We start from the raw sequence: 24,385 nt of genomic DNA, 5'->3' as shown, positions 1-24,385 counted from the left end.
ATGCTTTTGGTCCAATTCGAACCGCCTTCTCGGGGAGAAGGGTTACCCCACCGCTTTTCGAATGCATGGAGTTCTTAGGCAAGCAAAGAAGCATTTCTCGACTAGAGGCTTTCGCATCCGCGCACTAAGATAGAGCGTCGGGCTTAGGCCCAACCATTGGGATATGGTGTAATTGGCAACACGAAGGTTTCTGGTTCCTTTGTTCTTGGTTCGAGTCCAGGTATCCCAGCAATTTAGATCCGGAGGTAAAAATGCTTGATGCATTTGCCTCCGGTTTTCTAGTTTTTGCCTTCACAGCAACCGCGCTATTTCAACTAGCTCTCGCCTTTGGCGTACCGATGGGTGAGTACGCCTACGGTGGTCAAATGCCTGGCAAGCTGCCAATCCCATATCGGGTTGCAAGCAGTATCTCCTTTTTCCTAACCCTTGCAATTGCAGGGCATTACCTAGCTCAGCTCGGGGTTGTGCCAAAGCTACTGAGCCCGGATCTAAATCAGTGGGTCAACTACGGTTTGATTGGATTTGCGACTCTTGCCGCCGTGATGAACAACATCACCAGATCGAAAAAAGAAAAGCGGCTCTGGGGTTCAACCACCATTGCGATGCTGATCGCAGCTGTGATTGTCGCGCTCTAAGCGCTAATTGACTCACCCGGCAGTAGGTAGCTGAACTCTCCACCGTGTTTGGTCACATACTCGCGGATGCGATTGTTTTGAAGCTGGTGGCCATTGTCATTCAGGATCGCGTTGTGGGTAGCAAATGCTCGCTTTGGTTTTACTGCATCTAGGTAATCAATTAGGTCCGAGATCTTCATCCATGGCGCGGCTGACGGGCAAGCAAGCACTTCAAATGGGTAGTCGCACTGGGTGTAGCTATCACCGGGGTAGAAGAGCTTGGAATTCACCAGCACTCCAACGTTCTGCACCAGTGGGATCGAGCGGTGAATTTCCTGGTGCAGATCGCCAAAGAAATCCAGTTTGAATTCACCGACTGTGACGTGTGAACCGTGGGCTACGACCTCACAGCCAACCTCAGCCAACTTCGCTGCAACATCCTGCGGTCCAAAAAACTTGAGGTTTGGGAACTGGGCTTTGATTGCTGCTAGGTGCGGCAGGTAACTGTGGTCATCGTGCAGGTGGGTTAGCACGATCGCAACTACGTTTTCTAGTTGCGGAAGTGTCGGTGAGTAAATGCCCGGGTCAACTAAAAGCTGCTGCGAAGATTCTTCGAGTAGTAAAAAAGCATGTTCGAATTTGGTGATTTTCATAGTTACCGCCTCAAAGAACAGTCTATGTTTGTGTCATCTGTGAAAGGTCGGCAATGAAGCCAATTGGAGTTCTGGTAAACCCCGCGGCAAATCGAGGTCGTGGAAACCAGGTTGGTGAACAGGTTTTCCACCAGCTTTCTAAGGCAGGCATCCCTGCCATAAACCTCTCCGCCGAGTCAGCAATAGCTGCAGCATCAAAGGCCCAAGTCGCAATCAGCGATCAAGAAATCTCAGGCGTGATTGCCGTTGGTGGCGATGGCACCGCGCAGTTGGGTGTGAACATATGCGTTCCCAATCAAATCCCGCTCGGCATAGTCCCTGCCGGTACCGGAAACGATCAGGCTAGAGAGCTAAAGATCACACTTGGTGATCCGGCAGCGGCTATCGAAAACATCCTTGCCTCCATAGACTCTCCTAAGCGAGTAGACGTAATGCGGGTGGTAACCGGTGAGCGAGAGTTTTGGTCCTTCGGGTCTATTTCTGCAGGCTTTGATGCGATCTGCGCCAAGCGAGCCAATGGTTTGAAGTGGCCTAAGGGCCCAAACTCCTATGTGGCAGCAATGCTGCTGGAGCTTCCAAGTTTCAAGCCCATCGAGTATCGGCTAACCGTGGACGGTGAACACCGAACCGTACGTGCAATGCTCTGCGGTGTTGCAAATATCCAAAACTTTGGCGGAGGAATGAGAATCTCTCCGGAATCTGACTGTCACGATGGTGAGCTAGAGGTCTTTATCCTGCACGAGGTTTCAAGGCCCAGGCTATTGAGGATCTTCCCAACTGTTTACAAAGGCGAACACGTCAAGTTTCCAGAGATAGAAATATTCAAGGCCAAATCCATTCGGCTGGAAAATGACAACTACCCAATTTCTTGCGACGGTGAAATCGTCGGACACGCTCCATTTAGCGTCGAAATCCACCCTGGAGCGTTGCAGGTCTTTAGCGCTTAGATTGCCAAGTCCCTGGTTTTGTGGCAAACTTCTCAGGTTGCTTTCGGCTCCATCGTTTAGCGGCCTAGGACGCTGCCCTCTCACGGCAGTAGCGCGGGTTCAAATCCCGCTGGAGTCACGAATTCCGCCTCTGATTGACCTTTGGTCTTAGGGGCGGATTTCTTTTATCCTCGCCAGCGTTTAGAAAAGCTGGTTGCCACCACGATAAACACCACCGGGATCAACGCCGCGGCATTTAGCCCGCCAAAGGTGAAAAGCAGCAGGATGGTGCCGGAAATCGCTCCACCAAAAGCGCCAGACAGGTTCATCAAAGAGTCGCTAAATCCCTGAACCTTAGTCTTTTCATCGGTGGGCAGCACCTCGGTGAGAAGTGCACTGCCAGCAACTGTTGCGGCTGACCAGCCCAAGCCCAAAAGGAACAGACCGACTATAACCATCTGGAAGTTATTCTGGCCAAGACCTGCAACACCGATGGCGGCAAGGAAGATTAATTGCCCCAGCACAATCGTTTTTATCGATCCGATTCGGTCGGCTAGCAATCCGAATACCGGCGCAAACGCATACATGCCAGCGATGTGCAGTGAGATGGTTAGCCCAACGTCTGACAGTGAGTGGCCGCCAGAACTCAAGTGAGCCGGGGTCATGCTCATTACCGACACCATGACCATGTGGCTCAGCGCGATGGTCAGCACCGCATAGCCAGCCATCGGGCGTTCGCGAATAACCGCAATTGCAGCCTTGAAGCCGGGGTTGATCCTGCGAGCAGGAAGCCCCGCAATTTCCTTGGCAATCAAAAGCGGATCGGGTCTCAGGCCAAACCAGAAAATCAAAGTCGAGGTGAGCTGGGCAAAGATTGTAAATAGAAATGGTCCGGCCAGATGTGGCAGTCCTATCGCTAAGCCAAGGTTTTCCCCCGGGGAAATGAGATTCGGCCCGACAACCGCGCCAATTGTGGTTGCCCAAACCACTAGCGAGAGGTCTTTGCCTCGAGGGCCTGAAACCGGAATGTCGGCTGCTGCGAAGCGAGCCTGAAGGGAGACTGCCGAACCTGCACCGAGCAAAAATAGTGCCAGCAGTTCGATTGGGAAAGAGCGCAGTGATGTCGCCAAAATCATGCTCATAGCCCCTGTGATAGCTATCGCTGCGCCGGTTGCCAGGGCAACTCGACGCCCCATGCGATAGGCCAGGTTGGCAAGCGGAATAGCGCTGGCCGCACTTCCCAGGGTGCTCAAAGTTGCAGCTGCTCCAGCCCAGGCAGTGGTGCCGGAGAGCTCGACTGCCAGCAGAGCACCCACAGACAAGGTAGCGCCAAGGCCAAAACCACCGAATGCTTGGCCTAAAGCCAAGACCTTCACGGTGCGCTTTTGAAGCCTTGAAAGCTGCTCTGGCTGATAGTTACTCACTACCTAAGCCTACAGCTTGCCGTAAACTTCTAACCTACGCACTCGCGAGGTGAAACATGTCAAACAAGCCGCTTACTCTGGCTGAAAAGCTCTGGAGAGACCACTTGGTGGTCAAGGGCGAAAACGGCGCACCAGATTTGATCTACATCGACCTTCACCTAATCCACGAGGTAACCAGCCCACAGGCTTTTGATGGCCTAAGACTTGCCGGCCGGCAGCTGCGCCGCAAAGACCTAACCATTGCGACCGAGGACCACAACACCCCCACCCAAGACATCCACCTGCCAATTGCGGATTTGACTTCTAGGACTCAGGTTCAGGCGCTGCGCGATAACACCAAAGAATTTGGTGTCCGAATTCACTCTTTGGGAGATAAGAACCAGGGCATCGTGCACGTGGTTGGCCCACAGCTTGGCTTGACCACGCCTGGGCTCACCATTGTCTGTGGCGACTCTCACACCTCCACCCACGGAGCATTTGGTTCCTTGGGAATCGGCATCGGCACCAGCGAGGTCGAGCACGTAATGGCGACTCAGACTTTGCCGCTTGCTCCTTTCAAGACCATGGCAATCAATGTTGAGGGAACTTTGCGTCCGGGAGTGAGCGCGAAAGACATCATCTTGGCCGTGATTGCCAAGATCAGCGCAAGCGGTGGTCAGGGATACGTTTTGGAATACCGCGGTAGCGCGATTAGAGCGCTATCGATGGAAGGTCGCATGACCATCTGCAACATGTCTATCGAAGCCGGGGCTCGTGCCGGAATGGTAGCTCCAGACCAAATCACATTTGATTACCTAGAGGGACGCCCACACGCTCCAACCGGGGCCGACTGGGATGCAGCCCTTACCTACTGGAAGACCCTGGCAACTGACGAGGGCGCTGTTTTTGACGCCGAAGTCTTTATTGATGCAGACAGCTTGGATCCATTTGTCACCTGGGGCACCAACCCAGGTCAAGGTGTCTCGCTGATGGACAGCGTTCCAGACCCAAGCTCAATTACCGATTCCAGCGAGCGCGCAGCCGCAGAGCGTGCCCTGGAATACATGGACCTGCGTCCTGGCACCAAGATGAAGGACATCCCGGTCAACACCGTGTTCCTCGGTTCTTGCACCAACGCTCGTATTGAAGACCTTCGGGCGGCAGCTGAGATAGTCAAGGGCCGCAAGAAGGCCGATGGCGTTCGAATGATGGTTGTGCCCGGTTCGGCAATGGTTCGTTTGCAGGCTGAAGCTGAGGGGCTCGACAAGGTTTTCAAAGACTTTGGTGCCGAGTGGCGCTTTGCCGGTTGCTCGATGTGTTTGGGCATGAACCCAGATCAACTGGGAGTTGGCGAACGCGCAGCTTCGACCTCGAACCGTAACTTTGAGGGACGCCAGGGTAAGGGTGCTAGAACCCACCTGGTCTCGCCGGTGGTTGCTGCCGCAACCGCAGTTCGAGGAACCCTTTCCGCTCCTTCGGACCTGGAGGCGTAAATGGAAAAGATTTCAGTTTTCGAAGGCGTTGCAGCCCCACTAAAGCGCTCGAGTGTCGACACCGACCAGATCATCCCTGCGGTTTACCTAAAGCGAATCACCAAGACTGGTTTTGAAGATGGACTATTTGCCCACTGGCGTGGCCAGGAGCCGGACTTTGTTTTGAACCAGCCGGTATTTCAAAATTCTGAGATTCTGGTGACCGGTCCAGATTTTGGTACCGGTTCATCTCGTGAGCACGCGGTCTGGGCACTTCGAGACTTTGGCTTTAGGGCGGTATTCAGCCCAAAGTTTGCCGATATCTTTAGGGGCAACTCCGGAAAGCAGGGCCTAATCGCTGGCGTAATTTCCGAGAGTGACATGGAGGCTATGTGGGCGGCTATCGATGCCAATCCAGGCATTAGGGCCAAGGTTGATCTACCTGCCCAGTTGGTTACCATCGGTGAGCTAAGCGTGAGTTTCGAAATCGACGAATACACTAAGTGGCGTCTCACGGAGGGTCTCGATGACATCGGGATCACCTTGCAAAACGAGGCAGCAATAGCCGCGTTTGAGGCTAAGCGAGAGTCTTGGAGACCCAAGACTCTTCCGGCCAAAGGAGTCTAAGTGAGCCAAATCACTATCAACGGTGGTAAGCCACTTGCCGGCCGCGTAGATCTCAAAGGCGCGAAGAACCTAGTTACCAAGGCGATGGTTGCTTCCCTTTTAGGTGAGAGCCCATCCATCCTCAGAGACGTTCCTCACATCTCGGATGTTGAGGTTGTTTCTCGCCTGCTGCAGCTACACGGTGTGACTATTGCTCACGATTCGGTGACCGGCGATATGGTGCTTGACCCAGCGAATGTCGAGCAGGCTCGAATGGTTGACATCGATGCTCACGCTGGTAGCTCGCGTATTCCAATTTTGTTCTGCGGTCCACTTCTTCACAGACTCGGCGAAGCATTCATTCCAGGTCTGGGTGGTTGCGAGATCGGTGACCGTCCGGTTGATTTTCACTTTGACGTGTTGCGTGCCTTTGGTGCGGTAATCGAAAAGCTTCCAACCGGAACCCGCCTAAGCGCACCAGATGGACTCAAGGGCGCAAAGATTTCTCTTCCTTACCCTTCGGTGGGTGCAACCGAGCAGGTCTTGCTATCGGCAACCACCGCCTCTGGACTGACAGAACTCTCGGGCGCAGCAATTGAGCCTGAGATCATCGACCTGATTTCGATTTTGCAAAAGATGGGTGCCATCATCTCGGTGGACACCGACCGGGTGATTCGCATCGAGGGCGTGAAATCCCTCAAGGGCTTTACCCACCAAGCGCTATTTGACCGTAATGAGGCTGCCAGCTGGGCAGCAGCTGCGCTGGCGACCAAGGGTGACATCTTTGTCGGTGGAGCTCGCCAGCTGGAGATGATGACTTTCCTAAATGTTTATCGCAAGGTTGGCGGTCAGTTTGACATCGAGGATGATGGAATTCGTTTCTATCACCCTGGCACCGAGCTTCAGCCGGTTGTTATTGAAACCGATGTCCACCCAGGATTTATGACCGACTGGCAGCAACCACTTGTGGTTGCTCTGACCCAGGCCAAGGGCATCTCGATTGTGCACGAGACGGTTTATGAGAACCGCTTTGGTTTCACCGATGCCCTGAACCAAATGGGTGCTCAAATTCAGATTTATCGTGAGTGCCTGGGCGGTAACCCATGCCGATTTGGTCAGCGTAACTTCAACCACTCGGCGGTTATCTCCGGTCCTACTCCGCTGCACGGAGCAGATATTCGAGTCCCCGATTTGCGCGGTGGCTTTAGTCACGTCGTGGCGGCGCTGGCTGCCGAGGGCACCTCGAATGTTTCAAACGTCCAGCTGATCTCTCGTGGTTACGAACGCTTCATCGACAAGCTCGGTGCATTGGGTGCCGACTTCAAGATCGAAGGCTAAGAAAATGGCAGAGGCTAAGTTGCCCAAAGTTCTTCGCGAGAAGAGCTTTGTTTTCACCTTGGTCGCGTCGATCCTGGCCCCAATTATTCGCTTGTTTTTTCGGGTGAAAACCGAGGGTGTAGAGAACCTGCCAAAGGGTGGCTACATCTTGGTTGCCAACCACGTGAACTACTTAGACCCACTAGCTTTTGCCTACTCAGTTTTTATCTCAATGAAGCGCACCCCGCACTACCTTGCCAAAGAGTCGCTGTTTCGGCTGCCGGTAATTGGGGCATTACTTCCTAAGGTCGGACAGATTCCGGTGTATCGCACCGGTCGCTCTAATGAAGAGCCACTGCGAGCAGCCGTGGACTTTCTGAAAGCTGGTCAGGTGGTTGTGGTTTTCCCGGAGGGAACCCTGACTCGTGATCCAGATCTTTGGCCGATGCGCGGAAAATCGGGTGCTATTAGATTGGCAATTGAACTTGGCTTGCCAATTGTTCCTGCCGGTCACTGGGGAATCGAAAAGATCATGGGTACCTACTCAAAAAAGTTCCGTCCAAATCCTTTCCACGTTGTTCGAGTGAAAATTGGCAAACCTATGCGCTTTGACGAACTTCGCAAAGATGGCGTGAGTGCTCAAGAGGTCAACCAAGCCACCGAGAAGGTCATGCGGGCTATCTCTTCAATCGTGGGTGAACTTCGCGGCGAGACGCCACCTAAGGAGCTTTGGGATCCTGCGAAGCATGGTCAGACCGAGATCGGTAACTTTAGGAAGAGCAAGTGAGTCGCGTTGTAGTTATGGGTGCCGGTTCCTGGGGAACCACAATCGCCAAGGTCATTGCCGATGCCGGTAACGAGGTTGTGCTTTGGTCAAGGCGCGAAGAAGTTGCGGTCGAGATTAATGAGACCAAGCGCAATAGCGACTACCTGCCCGGGATCGATCTTCCCTCAAGACTGACTGCCACTAGCGATTTAGCTTTTGCCCTTCAGGACGCCGAGCAGATTTACCTGGCGATTCCGTCTCAAAGCTTGCGCCAAAGTCTTGAGTCTTGGAAAGAGTTCATTCCAAAAAACGCAACCCTGATTAGCTTGATCAAGGGTCTTGAGCAGGGGACCGGCTTGCGTATGAGCGAAGTTATGGCATCTGCAACCGGATTGCCTATGACTCACATGGCCGTGGTTTCCGGCCCGAACCTAGCGTTAGAGATTGCCAAGCAGGAGCCTGCAGCTTCGGTTTGCGCCTGTGCTGATGTGGATCGGGCAAACGAAGTAGCTAGAACCTGCTCGAATGACTACTTCACCGTTTTCACCAACCAGGATGTTATCGGGACTGAACTCGGCGGTGTCCTCAAGAACCTAATTGCTGTGGCAATTGGAATCGTGAACGGATTGGGTCATGGCCAAAACACCAAGGCGTCGATCATGACCAGAGGTTTGACGGAGATCACAAAGTTTGCAGTTGCCCACGGCGCTAGGCGCAGAACCATGTTTGGACTTGCCGGCCTCGGCGACCTAATTGCAACCAGCGAGTCATCGCTTTCACGTAACTTTAGAGCAGGTGAAATGCTCGGCCAGGGATTCACCAAGCGTGAGGTGCTAAAGCGCATGCAGCAGACTGCCGAGGGCCTGAGTTCTGTCGAACCGGTTTTGGAAAGTGCAGTTCAAAAGGGCATCGAAATGCCAATCGTTTCCCAGGTGAGCGATGTGCTAAACGGGCGTATGAAGCCTGAGGACTTTGGTCGCCAGCTGAACCTCGCGGATGACGTCGAGGTCGAATTTTGATTCGGCTAGCTTTGATTTACGGCGGTGCCTCATCTGAGCACAGCGTTTCTTGCGTGACCGCTCTAGGCGTTTACTCGGCAATCGATAAATCAAAGTATGAGGTGATTCCAATTGGAATTACACCTGAGGGAAAGTTCGTGCTGAACCCTATTTCAGCCGACTGGAAGCTGTCGGACAGCCCAACTGTTAGAGACGGCACAGAGGTCTATCCAGCTCTTGGCGGTGGCGTGTGGAGAATGGCAGACGGCACTGACCTAGGCGTTATTGATGTCGCATTCCCAGTGCTGCACGGTCCAAACGGTGAGGACGGTTCGATCCAGGGACTACTTCAGCTGTGTGAAGTTCCATACGTTGGAAATGGTGTGTTGGCATCGGCTGTGGCAATGGAGAAATCCAAGGCTAAAGCGCTATTCCAAAATGCTGGAATTTCCGTTGCAGCAGGTTTAGTTGTCACCGAGAAAGAATTTGATCTCAACCCACAGGGGTTCCTCAAACAGTGCCAAGAGCACTTCGATCTTCCAGTTTTTGTAAAACCATCTCGCTCGGGATCCTCAGTTGGCGTCAGCAAAGTGAAAGAGCTTGAAGACCTAGAAGCCGCGATTATCGAAGCGTTTACTCACGACAACACCGTTTTGGTCGAAACCACGGTGGTTGGCCGCGAGGTCGAATGTGCGGTTTTGGAACTTCCAACCGGTGAGCTAAAAGTTTCCTTGGCGGGCGAGATTGTTGTTACCGGTCGCGAGTTTTACGACTACGAAGCTAAGTATCTAGGCGGCGGAGCCGACCTTTTAGTTCCAACCTCGCTCAGCGCTGCAGAGCTGAATGAAATGCATGATTTGGCTAAGCGAGCTTTTAGAGCGCTTGGGTGTTCTGGTCTTGCTAGGACCGATTTCTTTTTGACTAACTCTGGTTTTATCATCACCGAGGTAAACACCATGCCCGGCTTTACGCCAATATCGATGTATCCATCGCTTTGGCAGGCAACCGGGGTGAGCTACTCCGAGTTGGTTGACACTTTGATTCAGACCGGTCTGAGCCTAGGCACCCAGCCGCGCTAGTTGGTTATCTCAGTGCAGACTTTGGTCGCTGGGATCTTTGAAACAGCATTGGCGAGGGCCTCAAGAGCGGAAACCCCACTTGCCATATTTGAGTCAACAATTACCTCAACCGCGGGGTTTCTGGCGAAGCTGATAAATCGGTAGTTCGGGGCTTGTGAGTCATCAACCAACCAGTCCACGCCACCGGCACTTACGCAGCTAAGAGCCGAAACCTCAACCATCTCAAGCCCGCACCTTGCGATGATTGCGGCCGGTTCACCCCAGGCCGATGTGGCTTGGGCATTGGTGAGGCGCTGGGGCAGTTCCCCAATCGAAGAGGGGTAGCGAACTGAAACCTCCGCACAGGCAGGGTCATTTGCCATGGCTGCCGGCTCTAGGTTTACGGTTGCGGCACAGGCGCTAAGTAGCGGAATTAGCAGTAGAAGCAGAAGTTTTCGCATCAAATACAGGCTAGCGTTGGTTTGTGAATTATTCAGGCCCAACCGTATTTGAACTAGGCGAAGTTGCCGCCCTCAAGGCTGCGGTGAAGAACTTTCGCAAGGTGGAGACCACCTTGGTGGGTTCCGGCGACGACGCTGCGGTAGTTGCAGTTAGCGATGGCCGCTTTGTGGTGACCACCGACACCATGGTTGAGGGTCACGACTTTAGAACCGATTTCTCATCCGGCTATGACCTTGGGTTCAAAGCTTTAGCCAGCAACGTCGCAGATGTCGCCGCCATGGGGGCCAAGCCGATTGCTTTGGTAGTTGCGATGGTGATACCTAAGAACACCACTCAGATGTGGCTGGAAGACTTTGCTCGCGGATTACAGGCCGGTTGCAACCAGTTAGCCCCAGAGTGTGAGATTGTCGGCGGAGATCTAGCCTCCGGAGAGCAAATTGTGATTGCAGTAACGGCACACGGCCATCTCGCGGGTGCTAATCCGGTATTGCGCTCAGGTGCCAAGCCAGGCGACAAAGTCGCTCTAGCCGGCACCTTGGGACGTGCTGCGTGTGGCTTGGATTTGCTGCTGCACCAGGATAAGTCGCTAGCTAAGGCTTATGACGAGTGGGTTGCGGTGCAGCTTCGCCCAACTCCACCGATTGAGCTTGGAGTATTGGCTGCTAAGAGTGCAACTGCGATGCTGGATGTCTCCGATTCACTGGCTTTGGACTGCAACCGCTTGGCTCAGGCATCCGATGTTTCAATCGAGCTGGACCGCACCAAGTTGGAGGGCTACGCAGCAGTTTTGGAGCTGGCCGCGCAATCTATGGACGCCCGAGATGACTTAGCTCGAGACTCAATGGATTGGGTACTCTATGGCGGAGAAGATCATCCGCTGTTGGCTACCTTCCCCAAAGACTCTGAGATCCCAAGAGGCTTCAAGGTGATTGGCCAGGTTGTAAAGCGCCAAAAGGACGCAGTAACCCTTGGGGGAGTTGTTTTAGAGGCGCGCGGTTGGGACTCGGTTAGCTCCTAGGCGTGTAATTCGCTGTTTAGCTCAATACCCTGGCCCTCGCGAGCAATCGCCTCAACGGCTCCGGTTTGAGAATTTCTTCTAAATAGCAGTCCCGGCAGCCCACTGAGTTCTGCTGCCTTTACGACCTGGCTTCTGCCATCAACCTTCAGGGTCACCTTGGTACCGGCGGTGATGTAGAGACCTGCCTCCACGGTGGAATCGTCGCCAATCGAAATTCCCACACCGGAGTTAGCACCCAGTAGCGCGCGCTTGCCAATGGATACCTTGTGCTTTCCGCCACCGGAAAGGGTTCCCATGATTGATGCACCGCCACCAATGTCAGAGCCATCGCCAACCACGACACCCTGTGAGATGCGTCCCTCGACCATAGAGGTTCCCAGGGTTCCGGCGTTGAAGTTCACAAAGCCCTCGTGCATAACAGTTGTGCCGGGGGAGAGGTGGGCACCTAGTCGGACCCGGTTGGCATCAGCAATGCGAACCTTCTTAGGAACCACGTAGTCAATCAGTCTTGGAAACTTATCGATCGAGTGGGCGATGACACCGTGATTACGAAGCGTTACGGTTTTGGCTTCAAAATCCTCAAGTGTCATAACACCGCGATTGGTGAATGCCACAATCGGCAGGTTTGGAATAAGACCCTCAAGATTGATGGTGTTTGGCTGCACCAATAGGTGAGAGAGCAGTTGAAGTCGTAGGTAGGCATCCTGGGTTGAGGTCACCGGATTTGAAAGTTCAATCTCCACGCGAATAACTTCGGTTCTCACGTTGCGGAGTTCGTCAACGCCAACCAGCTCGTCTAGTTCTCTTGGTGAAAACCACTGCAGGTCGGATTTGGGAGCCTCGCCAACGGCTGGCTCTGGGAACCAGGCGTCCAAAACAGTGCCATCTTGTGCAATGGTGGCCAATCCGTGGCCCCAGGCCTTATCAGTTAGGTATGTCGCGCTCATCCTCAACAGAATACAGGTAGCCTTTTTGCCATGGCACTTGATACTTCGAACCTTGTTGAGCTCACGATGGCGATTTGCGACATCGAATCGGTCTCCGGCAATGAGGCGGCGCTCGCCGATGAGGTTGAAAAGCTGCTTTCGGGCCGTAAGCACCTAAGCGTTTTCAGAGATGGCGACGCAGTTGTTGCCAGCACAAATCTTGGGCGTGATTCCAGGGTTGTACTTGCCGGGCACCTAGACACCGTTCCGATTGCCAACAATCTGCCAACTAAGCTGCATCACTTCGAGCGCGAGCAGGTGATTGTCGGTCGCGGCACTGTGGATATGAAGGCCGGCGTGGCTGTGATGCTCAAGCTCGCAGTGGAACTTACCGAACCAAAGTTTGATATCACCTGGGTGTTTTATGACAACGAAGAGGTTGCCAGTGACCTAAACGGTCTTGGCCGCCTAGTTCGCAACCAACCAGAGTTGATCAAGGGTGATTTTGCTGTGCTGTGTGAACCAACCAGCGCTTTAATCGAGGGTGGTTGCAATGGCACCATTCGTATTGAAGTTTCAGCCACTGGCAAAAAGGCGCACTCTGCAAGACCATGGATGGGCGAGAACGCGATCCACAAACTCGCACCTGTTCTCGAAAAATTAGCTGCCTATCAGCCGGAAACTTTAAATGTCGACGGACTCGAATACCGCGAGAGCCTGAACGCAGTTTTGGCTCACGCTGGAATTGCCAGCAACGTAATTCCAGACAGGGCAACTCTTACGGTGAACTACCGCTTTGCTCCTTCTCGCAGCGGTGAGGAAGCAGAATCGCTGATGCGTGCGTTCTTTGCAGGTTTTGAGGTGGTCGTGACGGACCTTGCCGTGGGCGCTAGGCCGGGTCTGAACACCCCGCAGGCGCAGGCTTTTATCGCCGCACTCGGTTCTGAGGTGAAGCCTAAATATGGCTGGACCGACGTTGCGCGCTTTAGCGCTTTGGGAATCCCGGCGGTGAACTACGGACCTGGCGATCCTTCTTTAGCTCACGCCGACAACGAAAACGTTCCAGTAGGTCATCTTTTTGACTGCGAAGCCGGCTTGCGAAGCTGGCTCAGCGGAAACTAATTTGGCTATCTGGCGGTATTTCTGGGATAATTGAGACTTACGCGCAATACCCAGGAGTAGTTCTTATGGCAGCAATGAAGCCTCGCACCGGAGACGGTCCAATGGAGGCAGAACGCGAACCACGCGGCCTAATCGTCCTTCGAGTCCCACTTGAGGGTGGGGGACGTCTAGTCGTTTCTGTAAATGAAGCCGAAGCAACTGAACTTCACAAAGTTCTAGCCAGCGCAATCAAGAAGTAGTTATTCGCCTTTTGCGATAAGTAGCAAGCCGTCCCCAACCATGGAGATGCTTGAGATAAATCCACTCACGTTAGCAAATGCTTTGATTGTCGCGCGCAATGCCCCTGTCTCATCATCACGAAGTGTTGGGTTTGGAACTCGATCCCGCCATAGCGCGTGAGAGATAGCCAAAGCGCCACCCGGTCGAATCAATCCAACCGCAGTCGGCAATAGCTCTTCGAGCTCCAGTGGATCGATGTCCAAAAACACCAGGTCATAGCCACTCTCGGCCATGTTTCCCATTACAGCTTTGGCCCTGCCGGTGATAACGCGAATCCGGCTGGCTGGGATATCGGCAGCTGCGAAATTCTTGCGAGCAACATTTTGATACTCAGGTTCGTTGTCGATTGTGGTGAGGATGGAATCCTTTGAGGCACTGAGTAACCAAAGTCCGGAGACACCGGCTCCTGTGCCAGCCTCAACAATGTTCTTTGCCTTCGAAATGGCTGCTAGAACCGCTAGCTGAGAACCGGTGGCGGGGGTGACTGACTCAACTCCGAGTTGATCGGCATGGTGCCTAGCCTCAGCAATCCAAGTGGGTTCGACGGCATAGTCTTCGGCGAATTTCCAGCTGGATATTTTGTCAATCATGATGTCACTAAGCATAGGTAGGGAATGCCTGCAAAGCCCGGATTCGAAAGCAGTAAACTCAAAGGATGTTTGGTCTAAGCGCTGAGAAACTGATTCTGCTTGCGCTGCTTGCCGTGTTGATTATTGGACCTGAGCGTTTGCCCCACTATTCCAAGCAGCTAGCGGAGTGGATCAAGAAGGCCAGACGCATGGTTGACAATGCTCAGACTCAAATGAAGTCAGAGCTTGGGGATGGTTTTGAAGACCTGGACTGGAAAAAGCTAGATCCGCGTCAGTATGACCCTAGAAGAATTGTTCGCGATGCATTGCGGGAGCCACTGCGCCAGCCAAATGCAGCTGAAAAGCTAAACCGCCCTAAGGCTCATCAGCCTTTGAACGTCGGCGAATCTGCGCCGTTTGACAAAGAAGCGACCTAAAGCCACTTAGCTAGTTTCGTCATTAGCGGGGCCATCTTCTTGTATTCCTTAGCCCTGGTTGGCAAGCCAATTGGCAACTTGTTAGCAACACCGATTGTTCGGGTCTCGGTGAAACGCAGTAGCCCCTGAGGTCCTGATCGCCTTCCCGTTCCAGATTGCTTCATGCCGCCCATTGGGGCTGCCATCGAAGCCATGCTGGCGCGGTATCCCTCGTTGATGTTTACCGAACCAGCCATCAACCTGGATGCGAGCTGAAGTGCCTTGGAGCGATCTCCAACTACCGATGCGTTTAGGCCAAATTCGGTTGCGTTAGCAAGCTCTACCGCTTCGTCCAAGGTGTCATACCCAACCAGCGCCATAACCGGGCCAAATACCTCTTTAGTCATAATTTCTGCAGTCTTAGGAACTGCGGTCAAGACTGTTGGGGCGTAGAAGTTTGGGCCTAGATTCTCCAAGCGCTTTGCGCCGGTCAGAACCTTGGCACCCTCGGCCACCGCACGATCAACAAATCCAGAAACTCGATCCATCTGAGCTTTTGAGGTGAGGGATCCGACATCGTGTGAATAGGAATCCGAGGATCCAACAGTCATGGACTCAATTCGGCGCTTCAAAATAGTTGCAAACTCAGCGATTACCGTATTTGGAACGTAAAGACGTTCGATAGATACGCAGAGCTGACCGGCGTTACCAAAAGCTGAACCCAGGGCAATTTCTGCTGCCTGCTCGAGGTTTGCACCAGGCAGCACGATCAACGGATTCTTGCCACCAAGTTCAAGGCTGTAGCCGATGAGTCTCTTGGCCGCGCGCTCCGCGACGATGCGACCGGTCGGAGTAGATCCGGTAAACGCGACGTAATCAGCGTTGTCGGTGACGGCATTTCCTACCTCATTGGCTTCACCTTGCACCACCTGCCAAATCGCCTCTGGGACTCCAGCCTTGATTGCCAATCCTCTAGCGAAGGCGACGGTCTTGGCGGTTTGATTATCCGCCTTTTGGACCACGGCATTTCCGGCCATAAGAGCTGGTAAGACATCCATCATGGTTAGCGCGAGCGGGTAATTCCAAGGGGTGATGATGCCAACCACTCCAACCGGGGCAGGCTCTACAAATGCAGTCAACATAACTGGAACACCGGCCTTGACGCGCTTGCGGCGCATGAGCTTCGGGGCAACCTTGGCGTAGTAGGAGATGGCTCCAAGTGCTCCGGCAACCTCTTCGAAGGCGTGAGAGCGGGACTTGCCGGTTTCTGCCTGGAGCTGGTCCATCATGGCTTCTTGCTCTTTTGCCAAGATCGCAGCCAATTTTTTGGCAACCAGCGACCGGTGCTGCACCGACTTTGCCCAGCTAGGCTGCACCACTCGACCAAGCTGAAATGCGTGGGCAACTTCTTCAGCGCTAAAGCCCTGGATGTCGTGGAGCTTCTCCCCGGTGAGCGGGCTTACGACCGAAATTAGATTCATAGCTATATCTAACGGGGTTTTAGACCTAAAGACTTCCCACTTAGGCCAATTGGTATCGAAGCAATTTGCTTGGCAAGCTCGACAATCTGAATTGAAATCTCGTGTTCTGGGTGTGAAACCACAAGCGGCACACCCTGATCCGAGGCCTCTCGGAGCTCGCTGCTAATCGGCAGCTGGGCTAAAAGTTCTACTGTCTGTCCACTGAGAGTGCTCAATCGATCGGCAACAGCCTGCCCACCACCCTGACCGAAGATGTATTGATTTCCGGAATCGCTGGGTAGATAACTCAGATTCTCAATCACCCCAAGGATTTCCTGACCGGTCTGCAATCCAATCGCTCCGCTTCGCTCCGCCACGGTGGCAGCAGCAGATTGCGGGGTGGTGATAACCAAGGAACGTGCTTTTTTCAAAAGCTGCCCCAGGCTGATTGCGACATCTCCGGTGCCAGGAGGAAGGTCAACCAACAGATAGTCCAGGTCACCCCAGTAAACGTTGGTTAGAAATTGCTCAATTGCTCGATGCAACATTGGTCCACGCCAACCGACAGGTTGGTTATCGGTGACAAAGAATCCGATTGACATTACCTTCACGCCGAAGGCAATCGGAGGCAAAATCAAATCGTCCAACTGTGTTGGATTCTCACTGATGCCCAGTTGCCCGGGAATGGAATAGCCAAAGATATCGGCATCTATCAGCCCAACCTTGTGGCCAAGTTCAGCTAGAGCAACCGAAATATTCGTGGTTAGCGTGCTCTTTCCGACCCCACCTTTACCGCTTCCGACGAAGATCACCTGGGTGAAGTTATCGTCTTGGGCGAACGGGTTGAATCTCAGTGGCGCATCACCGCGCAGCTTTACCTTCAGCTCATCGCGTTCGGCTTGGGTCATTACAGACATGGTTAGCTCATAAGAGGAAAAGCTCTCACTGAGAACCTCGCGAACATCTCGTTCGATCTTCTGCGCTGCCGGGCAGCCTGCAATTGTGAGTTTTACGATGACCGAAGCTGTGACATCGGTTTCGGAGGTGATCTCAACCATCCCAAGCTCGGTGATTGGGGCTCTGAGCTCTGGGTCAATAACCAGCTTCAAAGCGGCTAGCGCTTTGCTCATTTGGTCTTTTTAGGCTTGTTTTGCAGCTCTTCTAAAAGCTCTCGCACCGCTTCGCGCAGTTCGTCCTTGACGAAGTCCTTGGTGGCAACTTCATCCAGGGCAAGCTTGAGCGCTGCGACCTCGCGGGCCAGGTATTCGGTGTCGGCTAGGTTTCGCTCAGCACGCTGACGGTCCTGCTCAAACTTGACTCGGTCACGGTCATCCTGGCGGTTCTGAGCCAAAAGAATCAAAGGCGCAGCATAGGAAGCCTGAAGCGAGAGGATCAGGGTCAAAAGGCTGAAGTTCAATGCTCTCGGGTCATACTGAGCATTCACGGGTGCCAAGGTGTTCCAAGATAGCCAGATCATCACGATGATGGTCATGGTGATCAGGAACGCGCCGGTTCCCATTGCTCGGGCAAAACTCTCCGAGATGCGGCCAACCGCTTCTTGGTTCATGCTCGGGGCACGGAATACTCTTCGAGCCTTAGGGGTCTCGAGAGGTGATTGATTTCTGGCCATCATCAGGCCTCACTTCTCCAGTCATCCGGCAACAGGTGGTCCAAAACATCGTCCACGGTCACAACACCGAGCATGTGACGCTCGGCGTCAACCACCGGCAGAGCTACCAGGTCGTAGGTGGCAAGGTCACGGTGAATCTGCGAGATAGAGGTATCCACGTGGATTGGTTCTTGATCTGAATCCAGTAGCGATGCCAATCGCTCGTGCGGGGGATAGCGCAATAGTTTTTGGAAGTGAACCACGCCAAGGTACTTGCCGGTCGGGGTCTCATACGGTGGCAGCGTCACAAAAACCTGAGCAGCTAGCACTGGCTCGACTTCCTTGCGGCGAATCAACGCCATCGCCTCTGCCACGGTTGTGTCGGCAGCACAAATGATTGGTTCCGGGGTCATCATTCCACCGGCGGTATACGGCTCATACTTCAAAAGTTCGCGAATATCATCCGCTTCCTCTTGGTCCATCAGGTCCAAAAGAGTCTCGGTGCGTTCCTTTGAAAGATTCTGCATAAGGTCCGCTGCGTCGTCAGGATCCATCAGGTCCAAAACCTCGGCGGCTCGCTCATCCTCAAGTTCGTTCATGATCTCGAGCTGCTCTTCCTCAGGAAGTTCTTCGAGCAGATCGGCCAAACGTTCGTCATCGAGTTCCTCTGCAAGCGCGATCATTCGGTCTTCTGGAAGCTCCAGCACTGCGGTCGCCAAGTCGGCCGGGCGAAGATCAGCGACCGTTGAAAGTAGCTGTTGAGCATCTTGCTCGGCCGGGTTTTGCTTGTTCTCCTGAACGTCTTGCCACATCACAAACTCAGTTGGACCCTTGGCAAACGGTAGTGCTGTGTTCTTTGGCCTTCGGACAAATAGCTCGCTCAGCTGCCAGTCGCCACGCTTGTTCTTCTCGATGGCGAAGTCTTCGATGGTGGCATCACCTGAGCCATCCAACAGGGTGACCTTGCGGCCGAGGATCTCTGCAATCGCGCGCACTTCTTGGCCACGCTGTGAGAAGCGGCGTAGGTCAATGAAACCGTTCGTCATTAGTTGGCCAGGGGCAATTGCAGTGACTCGTGCGACTGGAAGAAAGACCCTTCTACGGCCGGAGATTTCGATTACAAAGCCGGTTGCCTGGGGTGGCAATGACTTTCGGTACGCCATTAGAACGTCAATGACTTTTCCAACTCGATCTCCGAGTGGGTCAAAGACGCCACAGCTAGCCAATCTGGCCACGAATACTCTGGTTGCGCTCACAGAGATAACCTTATTCTGCAAATGCAAACTTCTGGCAAAATGCTTACATGACAGATGTTCGCCCTAACCCAAAAAATGGCCGTCCTGGACCTACCGTCCCAAAGGGTCACTCACTTGGCGAGTTCCCGAATTACCAAGATGCCACCAAGTTGGTGGAGCGTCTGATCGCGGGCGACTTTGCGCCAAACAAGATCTCGATCATTGGTCACGACCCAGTTTTGGTTGAACGAGTTCGAACTCGACTGGGCTATGGGCGTGTAGCGCTCTCAGGAGCTGTCACTGGTTTTTGGTTGGGTTTGATTTTCGCATTGCTAATCGGCGCTGGGATTGAGGTTTCCCCAGAGGGCGGGGTGAACTACCTGCCGCAGCAGTTCTTCTCAGTTTTAGTGGTGGCAGCAGGCTTGGGCATGCTGTTCCAAATCATTAGATTCTCGACCACGAAAAACAAGCGATCATTTTTGTCATCCCAAATGCCAATCGCCACTCGTTACGAAGTAATTGTTCCAAACGATGATGCGCTACCAGCGCTGAAGATTCTGGGACTAGCCGGCAGCTCCGAGTAGTTCCTGGGCGTACCAGGCTTCTATTTCAGCAGTGGTTCTTGGCAATCCCGCCGAGAGATTCTCAACTCCGGTTTCGGTAACCAAGACGTCATCTTCAATTCTCACGCCAATCCCACGGAATTCCGCAGGCACGGTTAGGTCATTAGCGTGGAAATACAGCCCTGGCTCGATGGTGAAGACCATGCCCGCCTGCAAGGTGCCCTCTTGATACATCTCACGTCTTGCTTGCGCGCAGTCGTGCACATCCATACCTAGGTGGTGGCTGGTGCCATGCACCATGTAGCGGCGGTGGTGCTGGTTTTCCGGCTTGAGCGACTCCTCTAGAGTCACCGGCAAAAAGCCAAACTCCGACACCTTCTGCGCGATAACCTCAATGGCTGCGTTGTGGATGTCCTTGAACTTGATGCCCGGTTTGGCAATTGCAAACGCTGCATCCGCGGCGGCTAACACGGCATCGTAAATCTGCTTTTGCTGCTTGGTGAACTTGCCGCTGACTGGAATGGTCCTGGTGATATCGGCGGTGTAGAGCGAATCGAGTTCGACACCAGCGTCGACCAGAATCAAATCGCCCTCTCTCACCTCACCGTCGTTGTTGGTCCAGTGCAGCGTGCAGGCGTGTGCGCCGGCGGCTGCGATGGTTCCGTAACCGAGGTCATAACCCTCAAGACGTGCTCTGGAGAAAAATGCCGTCTCCACCACGCGCTCACCGCGCAAGTGGGTCTTAGCCTTTGGAAGCGAGCGAGCGACATCACCAAATCCACGAATCGTGACGTTGACCGCCTCGCGCATTTGGGAAATCTCGTAGTCATCCTTGATGAACCTTAAAGTCGAAAGTGCTTCCGCCAACTTGGCATTTTTAGGGGTTACGACCTTGCCAAGTTTCTCAAGATGCTTTGGAAGCTTCGCTAGATCCTCGGTTTCAATCCCGAGCTGGTTAGCTACCTGAAGAAGGCTTGGTCTTGCTCCCACCCAGAATTCGCCAATCATGTTGTTTGCGAAGAATTCGTCCGAGGTCTTGTCCGCGGTTGGCATCAAGTAAAGAGTTGAGCGGACCTTGGTTTTACGCGCGTCAATTACCAATACCGAGCCTGGGACTGTTGCAGAACCCCAACCGGTCAGGTGGGCAAATCCAGAGAATGGGCGATAGCGATACTCATCATCATTCGAGCGAACCTTTGGCTGCCCCGCCTCAATTAGCAGAACCTTGCCTTTGAACTGCTTAGCAAGTTCTGCTCTGCGCTTCTCGGTGAAGTTCGCTACATCCCAGCGCGGTGCTTCTTGGTCCTGAGAATCATCCCAATTAGAAGCGATGTACTTCAAAAAGGCTTTCGATTGTGGCGTGCGCGATCTGTTGGACGGCTGTGACTTTTTTCCCATGCCACTATTCTCTACCTGTGATCGACCTTCATGCACACACTAATTTTTCGGATGGTAAAGATACCCCCACCGAATTAGTGCAAAATGCCGCCCGTGCTGGGATTCAGGTGCTGGCGATCACCGACCACGACACCGTATCTGGCTGGGATGAAGCGCTACAGGCCGCCCAGAACATTGGAATTGGGTTGATCCCCGGTATTGAAGTTTCGACTCGAGCGGTAACGCCATCTGGCCATGGCGTAAGCGTCCACATGCTGGCCTACCTGCCAGACCCAAATGATCAAGCGCTGATTGGTGCGCTGAATCGAACCAAGGAATCCAGAATGGTTCGTGCTCGCGAAATGGTGTCGAGGCTCTCGAAGGATTACCCAATTGACTTTGAAATGGTGCTCAGACAACTGCCTGAAGGTTCAACAATTGGAAGACCGGCAATCGCTGATGCCTTGGTCGAAGCCGGCATCGTGCCAACCCGATCGGATGCCTTTACCTCGATTTTGCATCGGAGTTCTAGCTACTACGTCTCTGAAAAATCCCTTGACACAATTGAGGCCATTGGTTTGATCAAGCGCGCCGGGGGAGTCAGCGTTATGGCTCACCCGCTGATCGATTTTCCACCGGGCGCAAAAAGGGAAGATCTTCCCAGGGCGCACTTTGAAACTCTGATTGAGGCAGGGCTGGATGGCTTGGAGGTAGATCACCGAGCTGTGCCGGATGTTGCGAGGCACTGGCTTAGGGATATGTCGCTAAAGCACAACCTGATTGTTACCGGGTCGTCGGATTACCACGGGGTGGGCGGCAAAGACAACCTGCTTGGCGAAAATGTGACTTCGCCTCAGATGCTTCAGCGAATTATTGATCAAGCCTCAGGCTTTGAACCGCTCACATAGTTGCGTGATCGGTTGCGATCGCGCCTAGGTGCTTGCTTAGTCGGTTCGGTTCTGGCAGGTTGCTGCTGTCTTGGCTTTGAATCCCTTACCGGCTCTTTAGTTGAGCGGGCAATGCGACCCTTGGTGCCAGCCGCAATGCCGAGCTCCTCAAATAGGTGAGGGGAATTCGAATAGGTCTCTTGCGGCTCAGGCTTTTCCAGCTCGAGCTCGCGGTTGATGTGTACCCAGCGAGACATGTCGTCCCAGTCCACAAAGGTCACTGCAACGCCGAGCTTGCCGGCACGACCAGTTCTACCAATGCGGTGTAGGTAGGCCTTCTCGTCCTCAGGAACCGAGTAGTTGATTACGTGGGTTACGTCGTCAACGTCAATTCCACGAGCAGCAACTTCGGTTGCGACCAGGATGTCTTTTTTACCTGCGCGGAAATTCGCCATCGAGCGCTCGCGGGCTTCCTGGCTCATATCTCCGTGCAATGCAGTGGCATTGAAGCCACGGTCAATTAGCTCTTCGGAGAGCTTGGCGCTGGTGCGCTTGGTGCGAACGAAGATTACGGTCTTACCGCGGCCCTCGGCCTGCAGGATGCGACCTACTACTTCATCCTTATCCATCGAGTGAGCGCGGTAAACAAACTGCTTGATGTCAGCTTTGGTCTTACCCTCGTCCGGATCTTGCACTCGAATGTGGATAGGTCGGTTTTGGTAACGACGAGCGAGATTCAGAATCGCTGCCGGCATGGTTGCCGAGAACAACATGGTCTGGCGACCGGCCGGAGTGAAACTGAAAAGCTTCTCAACATCTGGCAAGAAACCAAGGTCCAGCATCTCATCGGCCTCATCCAAAACCATGAACTTGATCTTTCCAAGATCCAAAAGCTTTTGCTTGGCAAGGTCAATTAGTCGGCCCGGGGTTCCAACCACTACCTGAGCACCGGCCTTGATCTGAGCAATCTGACCTTCATACGCCTTGCCACCATAGATGGCTGCAATTTGGGTGCTTCGGTTTGAGGCTGCAAGTTCTAGGTCTTCAGCAACCTGCACAGCAAGTTCGCGGGTTGGAACGACGACCAACGCCTGAACGCCGTGCTCTGGGTCTTTTCCAAGGGATTGCAGTAGCGGAAGGCCAAAGCCTAGGGTCTTTCCGGTACCAGTCTTGGCCTGTCCGATAACGTCGGTTCCAGATAACGCAACTGGAATAGCTTGTTCCTGAATTGGGAATGGACTGGTGATTGATTTGGAATCTAAAGCGGCACAGATGTCTTCATCGATGCCAAGGGAACGAAAGTTCAAGAATTCTCTCCATTGATTTGCCACTCCCGTTAGTGGGATGCGGTCGCAAGTTATAAGCTTTTCAGGTGTTGGATTGGTTGCGCAGACTCCGCAAGGTGTCCCAGAAGCTTTCGCTCCCCTCGCGTGATGCGAGCTCGGGTAGAAGCCAAATTCAACTCAACCCTGCCAAGCTTACTCCTTTGCCTGAAATCTACCTAGGTCGGCTTGCTCACCTCACGGTCAGCATCGCGGAGCAGCTAGACCAGCAGTCGGAAACAGCCGGTGATCAAACTCTCTCTAAGAAGCTTCACCTGCTCTCCAATAGGTATTACTCAAGGCACGCAGAACTGGTTCCGCTGCTGACAAAACTCGATGTGTCTCCAGCTGAGCTTGACGCGCTTTACGGAAACTCAATCAATCAGCTGCTTAGTCGGACTAAAGGCGCGGACTTTTACGAAGAGATGATGCGCGACTACATCGTTTTTGGAATGTTGGAAGACTCATTCCGCAAACTCGCTAAGGGTCTAGCGGCCGCTAGGCGAATCAAGGTTGAAGAGCTTTTGTCTCACCAGGAGCTTGAGCAGCTATCGCAGTCCACGCTGTTTGACGCAATTGCTCAAGATCCGAAGCTCGGCCACCGACTTGCTCTTTTTGGCCGCATGGTGGTGGCGGATTGCTTATTGGAGATTAGAAACACAGTTAGTTTTGAAAAGGTTTTGCTCACTGGCTCATTCAAGAACGATGCCGACAAAACCCGTGCTCAGTTCAAAGCACTCGAGCCATACACCTCAGAGTTGATTGCAGCGCACACGGTGCGTATGGATCAACTAGGCCTTAGCGCCTAGGCGAATCTCGGCCAACTTCTTTTCCTCGGCCAATGCCCTAGTACGAGCTAGGTAGCGAGTTCCGAAGATCATTGCGGCGGGCATCGCCAACATCACGATGAACCAGATCCAGGCTTCGTCGTAGTGAAAACCAGCCCAGGTGAGAATAAGCCAAATCAAACAGCCCGAGACCAGCGATATTCCGGCCGGGACCAGCTTGCCGTAGTGCTCGGATCTGGGAAGTACGAAAGGCGCAACCAGAGCCAAAATTGCGGCGTATGCCAAAAGAACCAGAATTTCCATTAGGCGAGGAATCCAACTCTGCGGCTTTGCTCCGCTCCAATTTCAACGAAGGCAATGCTCGATGTTGGAACCAAAATGGTCGCTCCCTTATCGTCTTCAAAAAAGACCAGGTCCTGCTTTGAAGCGAACGCAGTCGAGATCAGGGTAGAAACCTGCTCAGAGCTCAGGTTTGTTTCGAAACTTAAGTCGCGCTGATTCTCGCGTATGCCAATTCTGATTTCCATTGCACTCCTTTG

Annotated in this window: 29 protein-coding genes and 2 tRNA genes; 18 read left to right on the top strand and 13 right to left on the bottom strand. The window is 53.4% G+C overall.

Going from position 1 to position 24,385, the window contains the following annotated elements:
- From AC128V_RS01010 to AC128V_RS01000, 3 genes are all read left to right on the top strand, one after another.
- Positions 1-128: hypothetical protein (locus tag AC128V_RS01010; RefSeq protein ID WP_482762820.1), on the top strand; the 128-nt coding region annotated here is incomplete at its 5' end.
- Positions 129-157: 29 nt separating this feature from the next.
- Positions 158-229, top strand: a tRNA-Gln gene (locus AC128V_RS01005).
- Between the two features lie 22 nt (positions 230-251).
- The gene (locus AC128V_RS01000; RefSeq protein WP_482762818.1) at positions 252-635 is read left to right on the top strand and encodes a hypothetical protein; all 384 of its coding nucleotides are present in this window, start codon (positions 252-254) and stop codon (positions 633-635) included.
- Here AC128V_RS01000 and AC128V_RS00995 read toward each other — a convergent pair.
- Positions 632-1,267, bottom strand: a complete 636-nt coding sequence (locus AC128V_RS00995) for an MBL fold metallo-hydrolase (protein ID WP_482762817.1) — start codon at positions 1,265-1,267, stop codon at positions 632-634. The genes AC128V_RS01000 and AC128V_RS00995 overlap by 4 nt on opposite strands.
- A gap of 53 nt (positions 1,268-1,320) precedes the next feature.
- On the opposite strand from AC128V_RS00995, the gene AC128V_RS00990 reads away from it, so the two are divergent.
- Together AC128V_RS00990 and AC128V_RS00985 are read left to right on the top strand one after the other, a co-directional pair.
- The gene (locus AC128V_RS00990; protein WP_482762816.1) at positions 1,321-2,214 is read left to right on the top strand and encodes a diacylglycerol/lipid kinase family protein; all 894 of its coding nucleotides are present in this window, start codon (positions 1,321-1,323) and stop codon (positions 2,212-2,214) included.
- 45 nt (positions 2,215-2,259) lie between these two features.
- Positions 2,260-2,332 (top strand) — tRNA-Glu (locus tag AC128V_RS00985).
- Positions 2,333-2,378: 46 nt separating this feature from the next.
- Here AC128V_RS00985 and AC128V_RS00980 read toward each other — a convergent pair.
- Entirely contained in the window at positions 2,379-3,617 is a 1,239-nt protein-coding gene (locus AC128V_RS00980) for an MFS transporter (protein ID WP_482762815.1), read from the bottom strand.
- 56 nt (positions 3,618-3,673) lie between these two features.
- Here AC128V_RS00980 and leuC point away from each other — a divergent pair, with 56 nt between their 5' ends.
- From leuC to AC128V_RS00950, 6 genes are read left to right on the top strand one after another with little or no spacing between them, the layout of a single operon-like run.
- A complete protein-coding gene (gene leuC, locus AC128V_RS00975) occupies positions 3,674-5,089 on the top strand; it encodes a 3-isopropylmalate dehydratase large subunit (RefSeq protein WP_482762814.1) in 1,416 nt (471 codons plus the stop codon).
- Positions 5,090-5,695: a 3-isopropylmalate dehydratase small subunit gene (gene leuD, locus AC128V_RS00970; RefSeq protein ID WP_482762813.1), complete on the top strand. Its 606-nt coding sequence runs from the start codon at positions 5,090-5,092 to the stop codon at positions 5,693-5,695.
- Complete coding sequence (gene murA, locus AC128V_RS00965; RefSeq protein ID WP_482762812.1) at positions 5,696-7,012, top strand: UDP-N-acetylglucosamine 1-carboxyvinyltransferase; 1,317 nt, start codon at positions 5,696-5,698, stop codon at positions 7,010-7,012.
- 4 nt (positions 7,013-7,016) lie between these two features.
- The gene (locus tag AC128V_RS00960; protein ID WP_482762811.1) at positions 7,017-7,778 is read left to right on the top strand and encodes a lysophospholipid acyltransferase family protein; all 762 of its coding nucleotides are present in this window, start codon (positions 7,017-7,019) and stop codon (positions 7,776-7,778) included.
- On the top strand, positions 7,775-8,776 hold the full coding sequence (locus AC128V_RS00955; RefSeq protein ID WP_482762810.1) for an NAD(P)H-dependent glycerol-3-phosphate dehydrogenase: 1,002 nt from the start codon (positions 7,775-7,777) through the stop codon (positions 8,774-8,776). The genes AC128V_RS00960 and AC128V_RS00955 overlap by 4 nt, the downstream gene beginning before the upstream one ends.
- Complete coding sequence (locus AC128V_RS00950; protein ID WP_482762809.1) at positions 8,773-9,834, top strand: D-alanine--D-alanine ligase family protein; 1,062 nt, start codon at positions 8,773-8,775, stop codon at positions 9,832-9,834. Before AC128V_RS00955 ends, AC128V_RS00950 begins: the two co-directional genes overlap by 4 nt.
- Here AC128V_RS00950 and AC128V_RS00945 read toward each other — a convergent pair.
- Positions 9,831-10,274 (bottom strand): DUF3515 family protein, encoded by a 444-nt coding sequence (locus tag AC128V_RS00945; RefSeq protein ID WP_482762808.1) that lies wholly within the window; start codon positions 10,272-10,274, stop codon positions 9,831-9,833. The two genes, AC128V_RS00950 and AC128V_RS00945, sit on opposite strands and share 4 nt — an antisense overlap.
- Positions 10,275-10,297: 23 nt before the next feature.
- Here AC128V_RS00945 and AC128V_RS00940 point away from each other — a divergent pair, with 23 nt between their 5' ends.
- Complete coding sequence (locus AC128V_RS00940; RefSeq protein WP_482762807.1) at positions 10,298-11,293, top strand: thiamine-phosphate kinase; 996 nt, start codon at positions 10,298-10,300, stop codon at positions 11,291-11,293.
- On the opposite strand, the gene dapD is transcribed toward AC128V_RS00940, so the two are convergent.
- Complete coding sequence (dapD, locus tag AC128V_RS00935; RefSeq protein ID WP_482762806.1) at positions 11,290-12,240, bottom strand: 2,3,4,5-tetrahydropyridine-2,6-dicarboxylate N-succinyltransferase; 951 nt, start codon at positions 12,238-12,240, stop codon at positions 11,290-11,292. The genes AC128V_RS00940 and dapD overlap by 4 nt on opposite strands.
- 30 nt (positions 12,241-12,270) lie before the next feature.
- Here dapD and dapE point away from each other — a divergent pair, with 30 nt between their 5' ends.
- Both dapE and AC128V_RS00925 read left to right on the top strand, forming a co-directional pair.
- Positions 12,271-13,341: a succinyl-diaminopimelate desuccinylase gene (gene dapE / locus AC128V_RS00930; RefSeq protein ID WP_482762805.1), complete on the top strand. Its 1,071-nt coding sequence runs from the start codon at positions 12,271-12,273 to the stop codon at positions 13,339-13,341.
- A gap of 65 nt (positions 13,342-13,406) precedes the next feature.
- Positions 13,407-13,580 (top strand): DUF3117 domain-containing protein, encoded by a 174-nt coding sequence (locus tag AC128V_RS00925; RefSeq protein WP_482762804.1) that lies wholly within the window; start codon positions 13,407-13,409, stop codon positions 13,578-13,580.
- On the opposite strand, the gene AC128V_RS00920 is transcribed toward AC128V_RS00925, so the two are convergent.
- Positions 13,581-14,210, bottom strand: coding sequence for an O-methyltransferase (locus tag AC128V_RS00920; protein WP_482762803.1), 630 nt, complete (start codon positions 14,208-14,210; stop codon positions 13,581-13,583).
- Between the two features lie 65 nt (positions 14,211-14,275).
- Between AC128V_RS00920 and AC128V_RS00915 the strand changes: the two genes are divergently transcribed.
- Positions 14,276-14,626 (top strand): sec-independent translocase, encoded by a 351-nt coding sequence (locus tag AC128V_RS00915; RefSeq protein WP_482762802.1) that lies wholly within the window; start codon positions 14,276-14,278, stop codon positions 14,624-14,626.
- On the opposite strand, the gene AC128V_RS00910 is transcribed toward AC128V_RS00915, so the two are convergent.
- The 4 genes from AC128V_RS00910 to AC128V_RS00895 are packed head-to-tail and all read right to left on the bottom strand — an operon-like array spanning position 14,623 to position 18,930.
- Positions 14,623-16,086, bottom strand: a complete 1,464-nt coding sequence (locus tag AC128V_RS00910; RefSeq protein WP_482762801.1) for a succinic semialdehyde dehydrogenase — start codon at positions 16,084-16,086, stop codon at positions 14,623-14,625. The genes AC128V_RS00915 and AC128V_RS00910 overlap by 4 nt on opposite strands.
- An 8-nt stretch (positions 16,087-16,094) precedes the next feature.
- Positions 16,095-17,195 carry an Mrp/NBP35 family ATP-binding protein gene (locus AC128V_RS00905; protein ID WP_482762800.1) on the bottom strand — a complete coding sequence of 367 codons (1,101 nt, stop codon included), beginning with the start codon at positions 17,193-17,195 and terminating at the stop codon, positions 16,095-16,097.
- Positions 17,192-17,695 (bottom strand): DUF1003 domain-containing protein, encoded by a 504-nt coding sequence (locus AC128V_RS00900; RefSeq protein WP_482762819.1) that lies wholly within the window; start codon positions 17,693-17,695, stop codon positions 17,192-17,194. Before AC128V_RS00900 ends, AC128V_RS00905 begins: the two co-directional genes overlap by 4 nt.
- A gap of 2 nt (positions 17,696-17,697) precedes the next feature.
- Positions 17,698-18,930, bottom strand: a complete 1,233-nt coding sequence (locus AC128V_RS00895; RefSeq protein WP_482762799.1) for a magnesium transporter MgtE N-terminal domain-containing protein — start codon at positions 18,928-18,930, stop codon at positions 17,698-17,700.
- 47 nt (positions 18,931-18,977) lie between these two features.
- Here AC128V_RS00895 and AC128V_RS00890 point away from each other — a divergent pair, with 47 nt between their 5' ends.
- Positions 18,978-19,493 carry a YflT domain-containing protein gene (locus AC128V_RS00890; protein WP_482762798.1) on the top strand — a complete coding sequence of 172 codons (516 nt, stop codon included), beginning with the start codon at positions 18,978-18,980 and terminating at the stop codon, positions 19,491-19,493.
- On the opposite strand, the gene AC128V_RS00885 is transcribed toward AC128V_RS00890, so the two are convergent.
- Positions 19,473-20,870, bottom strand: a complete 1,398-nt coding sequence (locus tag AC128V_RS00885; protein WP_482762797.1) for an aminopeptidase P family protein — start codon at positions 20,868-20,870, stop codon at positions 19,473-19,475. The genes AC128V_RS00890 and AC128V_RS00885 overlap by 21 nt on opposite strands.
- On the opposite strand from AC128V_RS00885, the gene AC128V_RS00880 reads away from it, so the two are divergent.
- On the top strand, positions 20,828-21,757 hold the full coding sequence (locus AC128V_RS00880; protein ID WP_482762796.1) for a PHP domain-containing protein: 930 nt from the start codon (positions 20,828-20,830) through the stop codon (positions 21,755-21,757). The two genes, AC128V_RS00885 and AC128V_RS00880, sit on opposite strands and share 43 nt — an antisense overlap.
- Here AC128V_RS00880 and AC128V_RS00875 read toward each other — a convergent pair.
- On the bottom strand, positions 21,727-23,043 hold the full coding sequence (locus tag AC128V_RS00875) for a DEAD/DEAH box helicase (RefSeq protein ID WP_482762795.1): 1,317 nt from the start codon (positions 23,041-23,043) through the stop codon (positions 21,727-21,729). The genes AC128V_RS00880 and AC128V_RS00875 overlap by 31 nt on opposite strands.
- A gap of 95 nt (positions 23,044-23,138) precedes the next feature.
- Here AC128V_RS00875 and AC128V_RS00870 point away from each other — a divergent pair, with 95 nt between their 5' ends.
- The gene (locus AC128V_RS00870) at positions 23,139-23,867 is read left to right on the top strand and encodes a ferritin-like fold-containing protein (RefSeq protein WP_482762794.1); all 729 of its coding nucleotides are present in this window, start codon (positions 23,139-23,141) and stop codon (positions 23,865-23,867) included.
- Here AC128V_RS00870 and AC128V_RS00865 read toward each other — a convergent pair.
- Together AC128V_RS00865 and AC128V_RS00860 are read right to left on the bottom strand one after the other, a co-directional pair.
- Positions 23,850-24,149, bottom strand: coding sequence for a hypothetical protein (locus AC128V_RS00865; protein WP_482762793.1), 300 nt, complete (start codon positions 24,147-24,149; stop codon positions 23,850-23,852). The genes AC128V_RS00870 and AC128V_RS00865 overlap by 18 nt on opposite strands.
- On the bottom strand, positions 24,149-24,373 hold the full coding sequence (locus AC128V_RS00860) for a DUF3107 domain-containing protein (protein WP_482762792.1): 225 nt from the start codon (positions 24,371-24,373) through the stop codon (positions 24,149-24,151). Before AC128V_RS00860 ends, AC128V_RS00865 begins: the two co-directional genes overlap by 1 nt.
- Positions 24,374-24,385 lie beyond the last annotated feature (12 nt).

It is taken from the genome of Aquiluna sp., assembly GCF_965064355.1.
Note: the sequence above shows the minus strand (reverse complement) of the source record. Positions and strands in the feature narration are given on the sequence as shown.

What these genes read in the sequence shown, in the direction of transcription:
- AC128V_RS01000 (WP_482762818.1), top strand. Translation starts at nt 252, where the DNA reads ATGCTTGATGCATTTGCCTCCGGTTTTCTAGTTTTTGCCTTCACAGCA.
- AC128V_RS00995 (WP_482762817.1), bottom strand. Translation starts at nt 1,267, where the DNA reads ATGAAAATCACCAAATTCGAACATGCTTTTTTACTACTCGAAGAATCT.
- AC128V_RS00990 (WP_482762816.1), top strand. Translation starts at nt 1,321, where the DNA reads ATGAAGCCAATTGGAGTTCTGGTAAACCCCGCGGCAAATCGAGGTCGT.
- leuC (WP_482762814.1), top strand. Translation starts at nt 3,674, where the DNA reads ATGTCAAACAAGCCGCTTACTCTGGCTGAAAAGCTCTGGAGAGACCAC.
- leuD (WP_482762813.1), top strand. Translation starts at nt 5,090, where the DNA reads ATGGAAAAGATTTCAGTTTTCGAAGGCGTTGCAGCCCCACTAAAGCGC.
- AC128V_RS00960 (WP_482762811.1), top strand. Translation starts at nt 7,017, where the DNA reads ATGGCAGAGGCTAAGTTGCCCAAAGTTCTTCGCGAGAAGAGCTTTGTT.
- AC128V_RS00945 (WP_482762808.1), bottom strand. Translation starts at nt 10,274, where the DNA reads ATGCGAAAACTTCTGCTTCTACTGCTAATTCCGCTACTTAGCGCCTGT.
- dapD (WP_482762806.1), bottom strand. Translation starts at nt 12,240, where the DNA reads ATGAGCGCGACATACCTAACTGATAAGGCCTGGGGCCACGGATTGGCC.
- dapE (WP_482762805.1), top strand. Translation starts at nt 12,271, where the DNA reads ATGGCACTTGATACTTCGAACCTTGTTGAGCTCACGATGGCGATTTGC.
- AC128V_RS00925 (WP_482762804.1), top strand. Translation starts at nt 13,407, where the DNA reads ATGGCAGCAATGAAGCCTCGCACCGGAGACGGTCCAATGGAGGCAGAA.
- AC128V_RS00920 (WP_482762803.1), bottom strand. Translation starts at nt 14,210, where the DNA reads ATGATTGACAAAATATCCAGCTGGAAATTCGCCGAAGACTATGCCGTC.
- AC128V_RS00915 (WP_482762802.1), top strand. Translation starts at nt 14,276, where the DNA reads ATGTTTGGTCTAAGCGCTGAGAAACTGATTCTGCTTGCGCTGCTTGCC.
- AC128V_RS00910 (WP_482762801.1), bottom strand. Translation starts at nt 16,086, where the DNA reads ATGAATCTAATTTCGGTCGTAAGCCCGCTCACCGGGGAGAAGCTCCAC.
- AC128V_RS00905 (WP_482762800.1), bottom strand. Translation starts at nt 17,195, where the DNA reads ATGAGCAAAGCGCTAGCCGCTTTGAAGCTGGTTATTGACCCAGAGCTC.
- AC128V_RS00900 (WP_482762819.1), bottom strand. Translation starts at nt 17,695, where the DNA reads ATGGCCAGAAATCAATCACCTCTCGAGACCCCTAAGGCTCGAAGAGTA.
- AC128V_RS00890 (WP_482762798.1), top strand. Translation starts at nt 18,978, where the DNA reads ATGACAGATGTTCGCCCTAACCCAAAAAATGGCCGTCCTGGACCTACC.
- AC128V_RS00885 (WP_482762797.1), bottom strand. Translation starts at nt 20,870, where the DNA reads ATGGGAAAAAAGTCACAGCCGTCCAACAGATCGCGCACGCCACAATCG.
- AC128V_RS00865 (WP_482762793.1), bottom strand. Translation starts at nt 24,149, where the DNA reads ATGGAAATTCTGGTTCTTTTGGCATACGCCGCAATTTTGGCTCTGGTT.
- AC128V_RS00860 (WP_482762792.1), bottom strand. Translation starts at nt 24,373, where the DNA reads ATGGAAATCAGAATTGGCATACGCGAGAATCAGCGCGACTTAAGTTTC.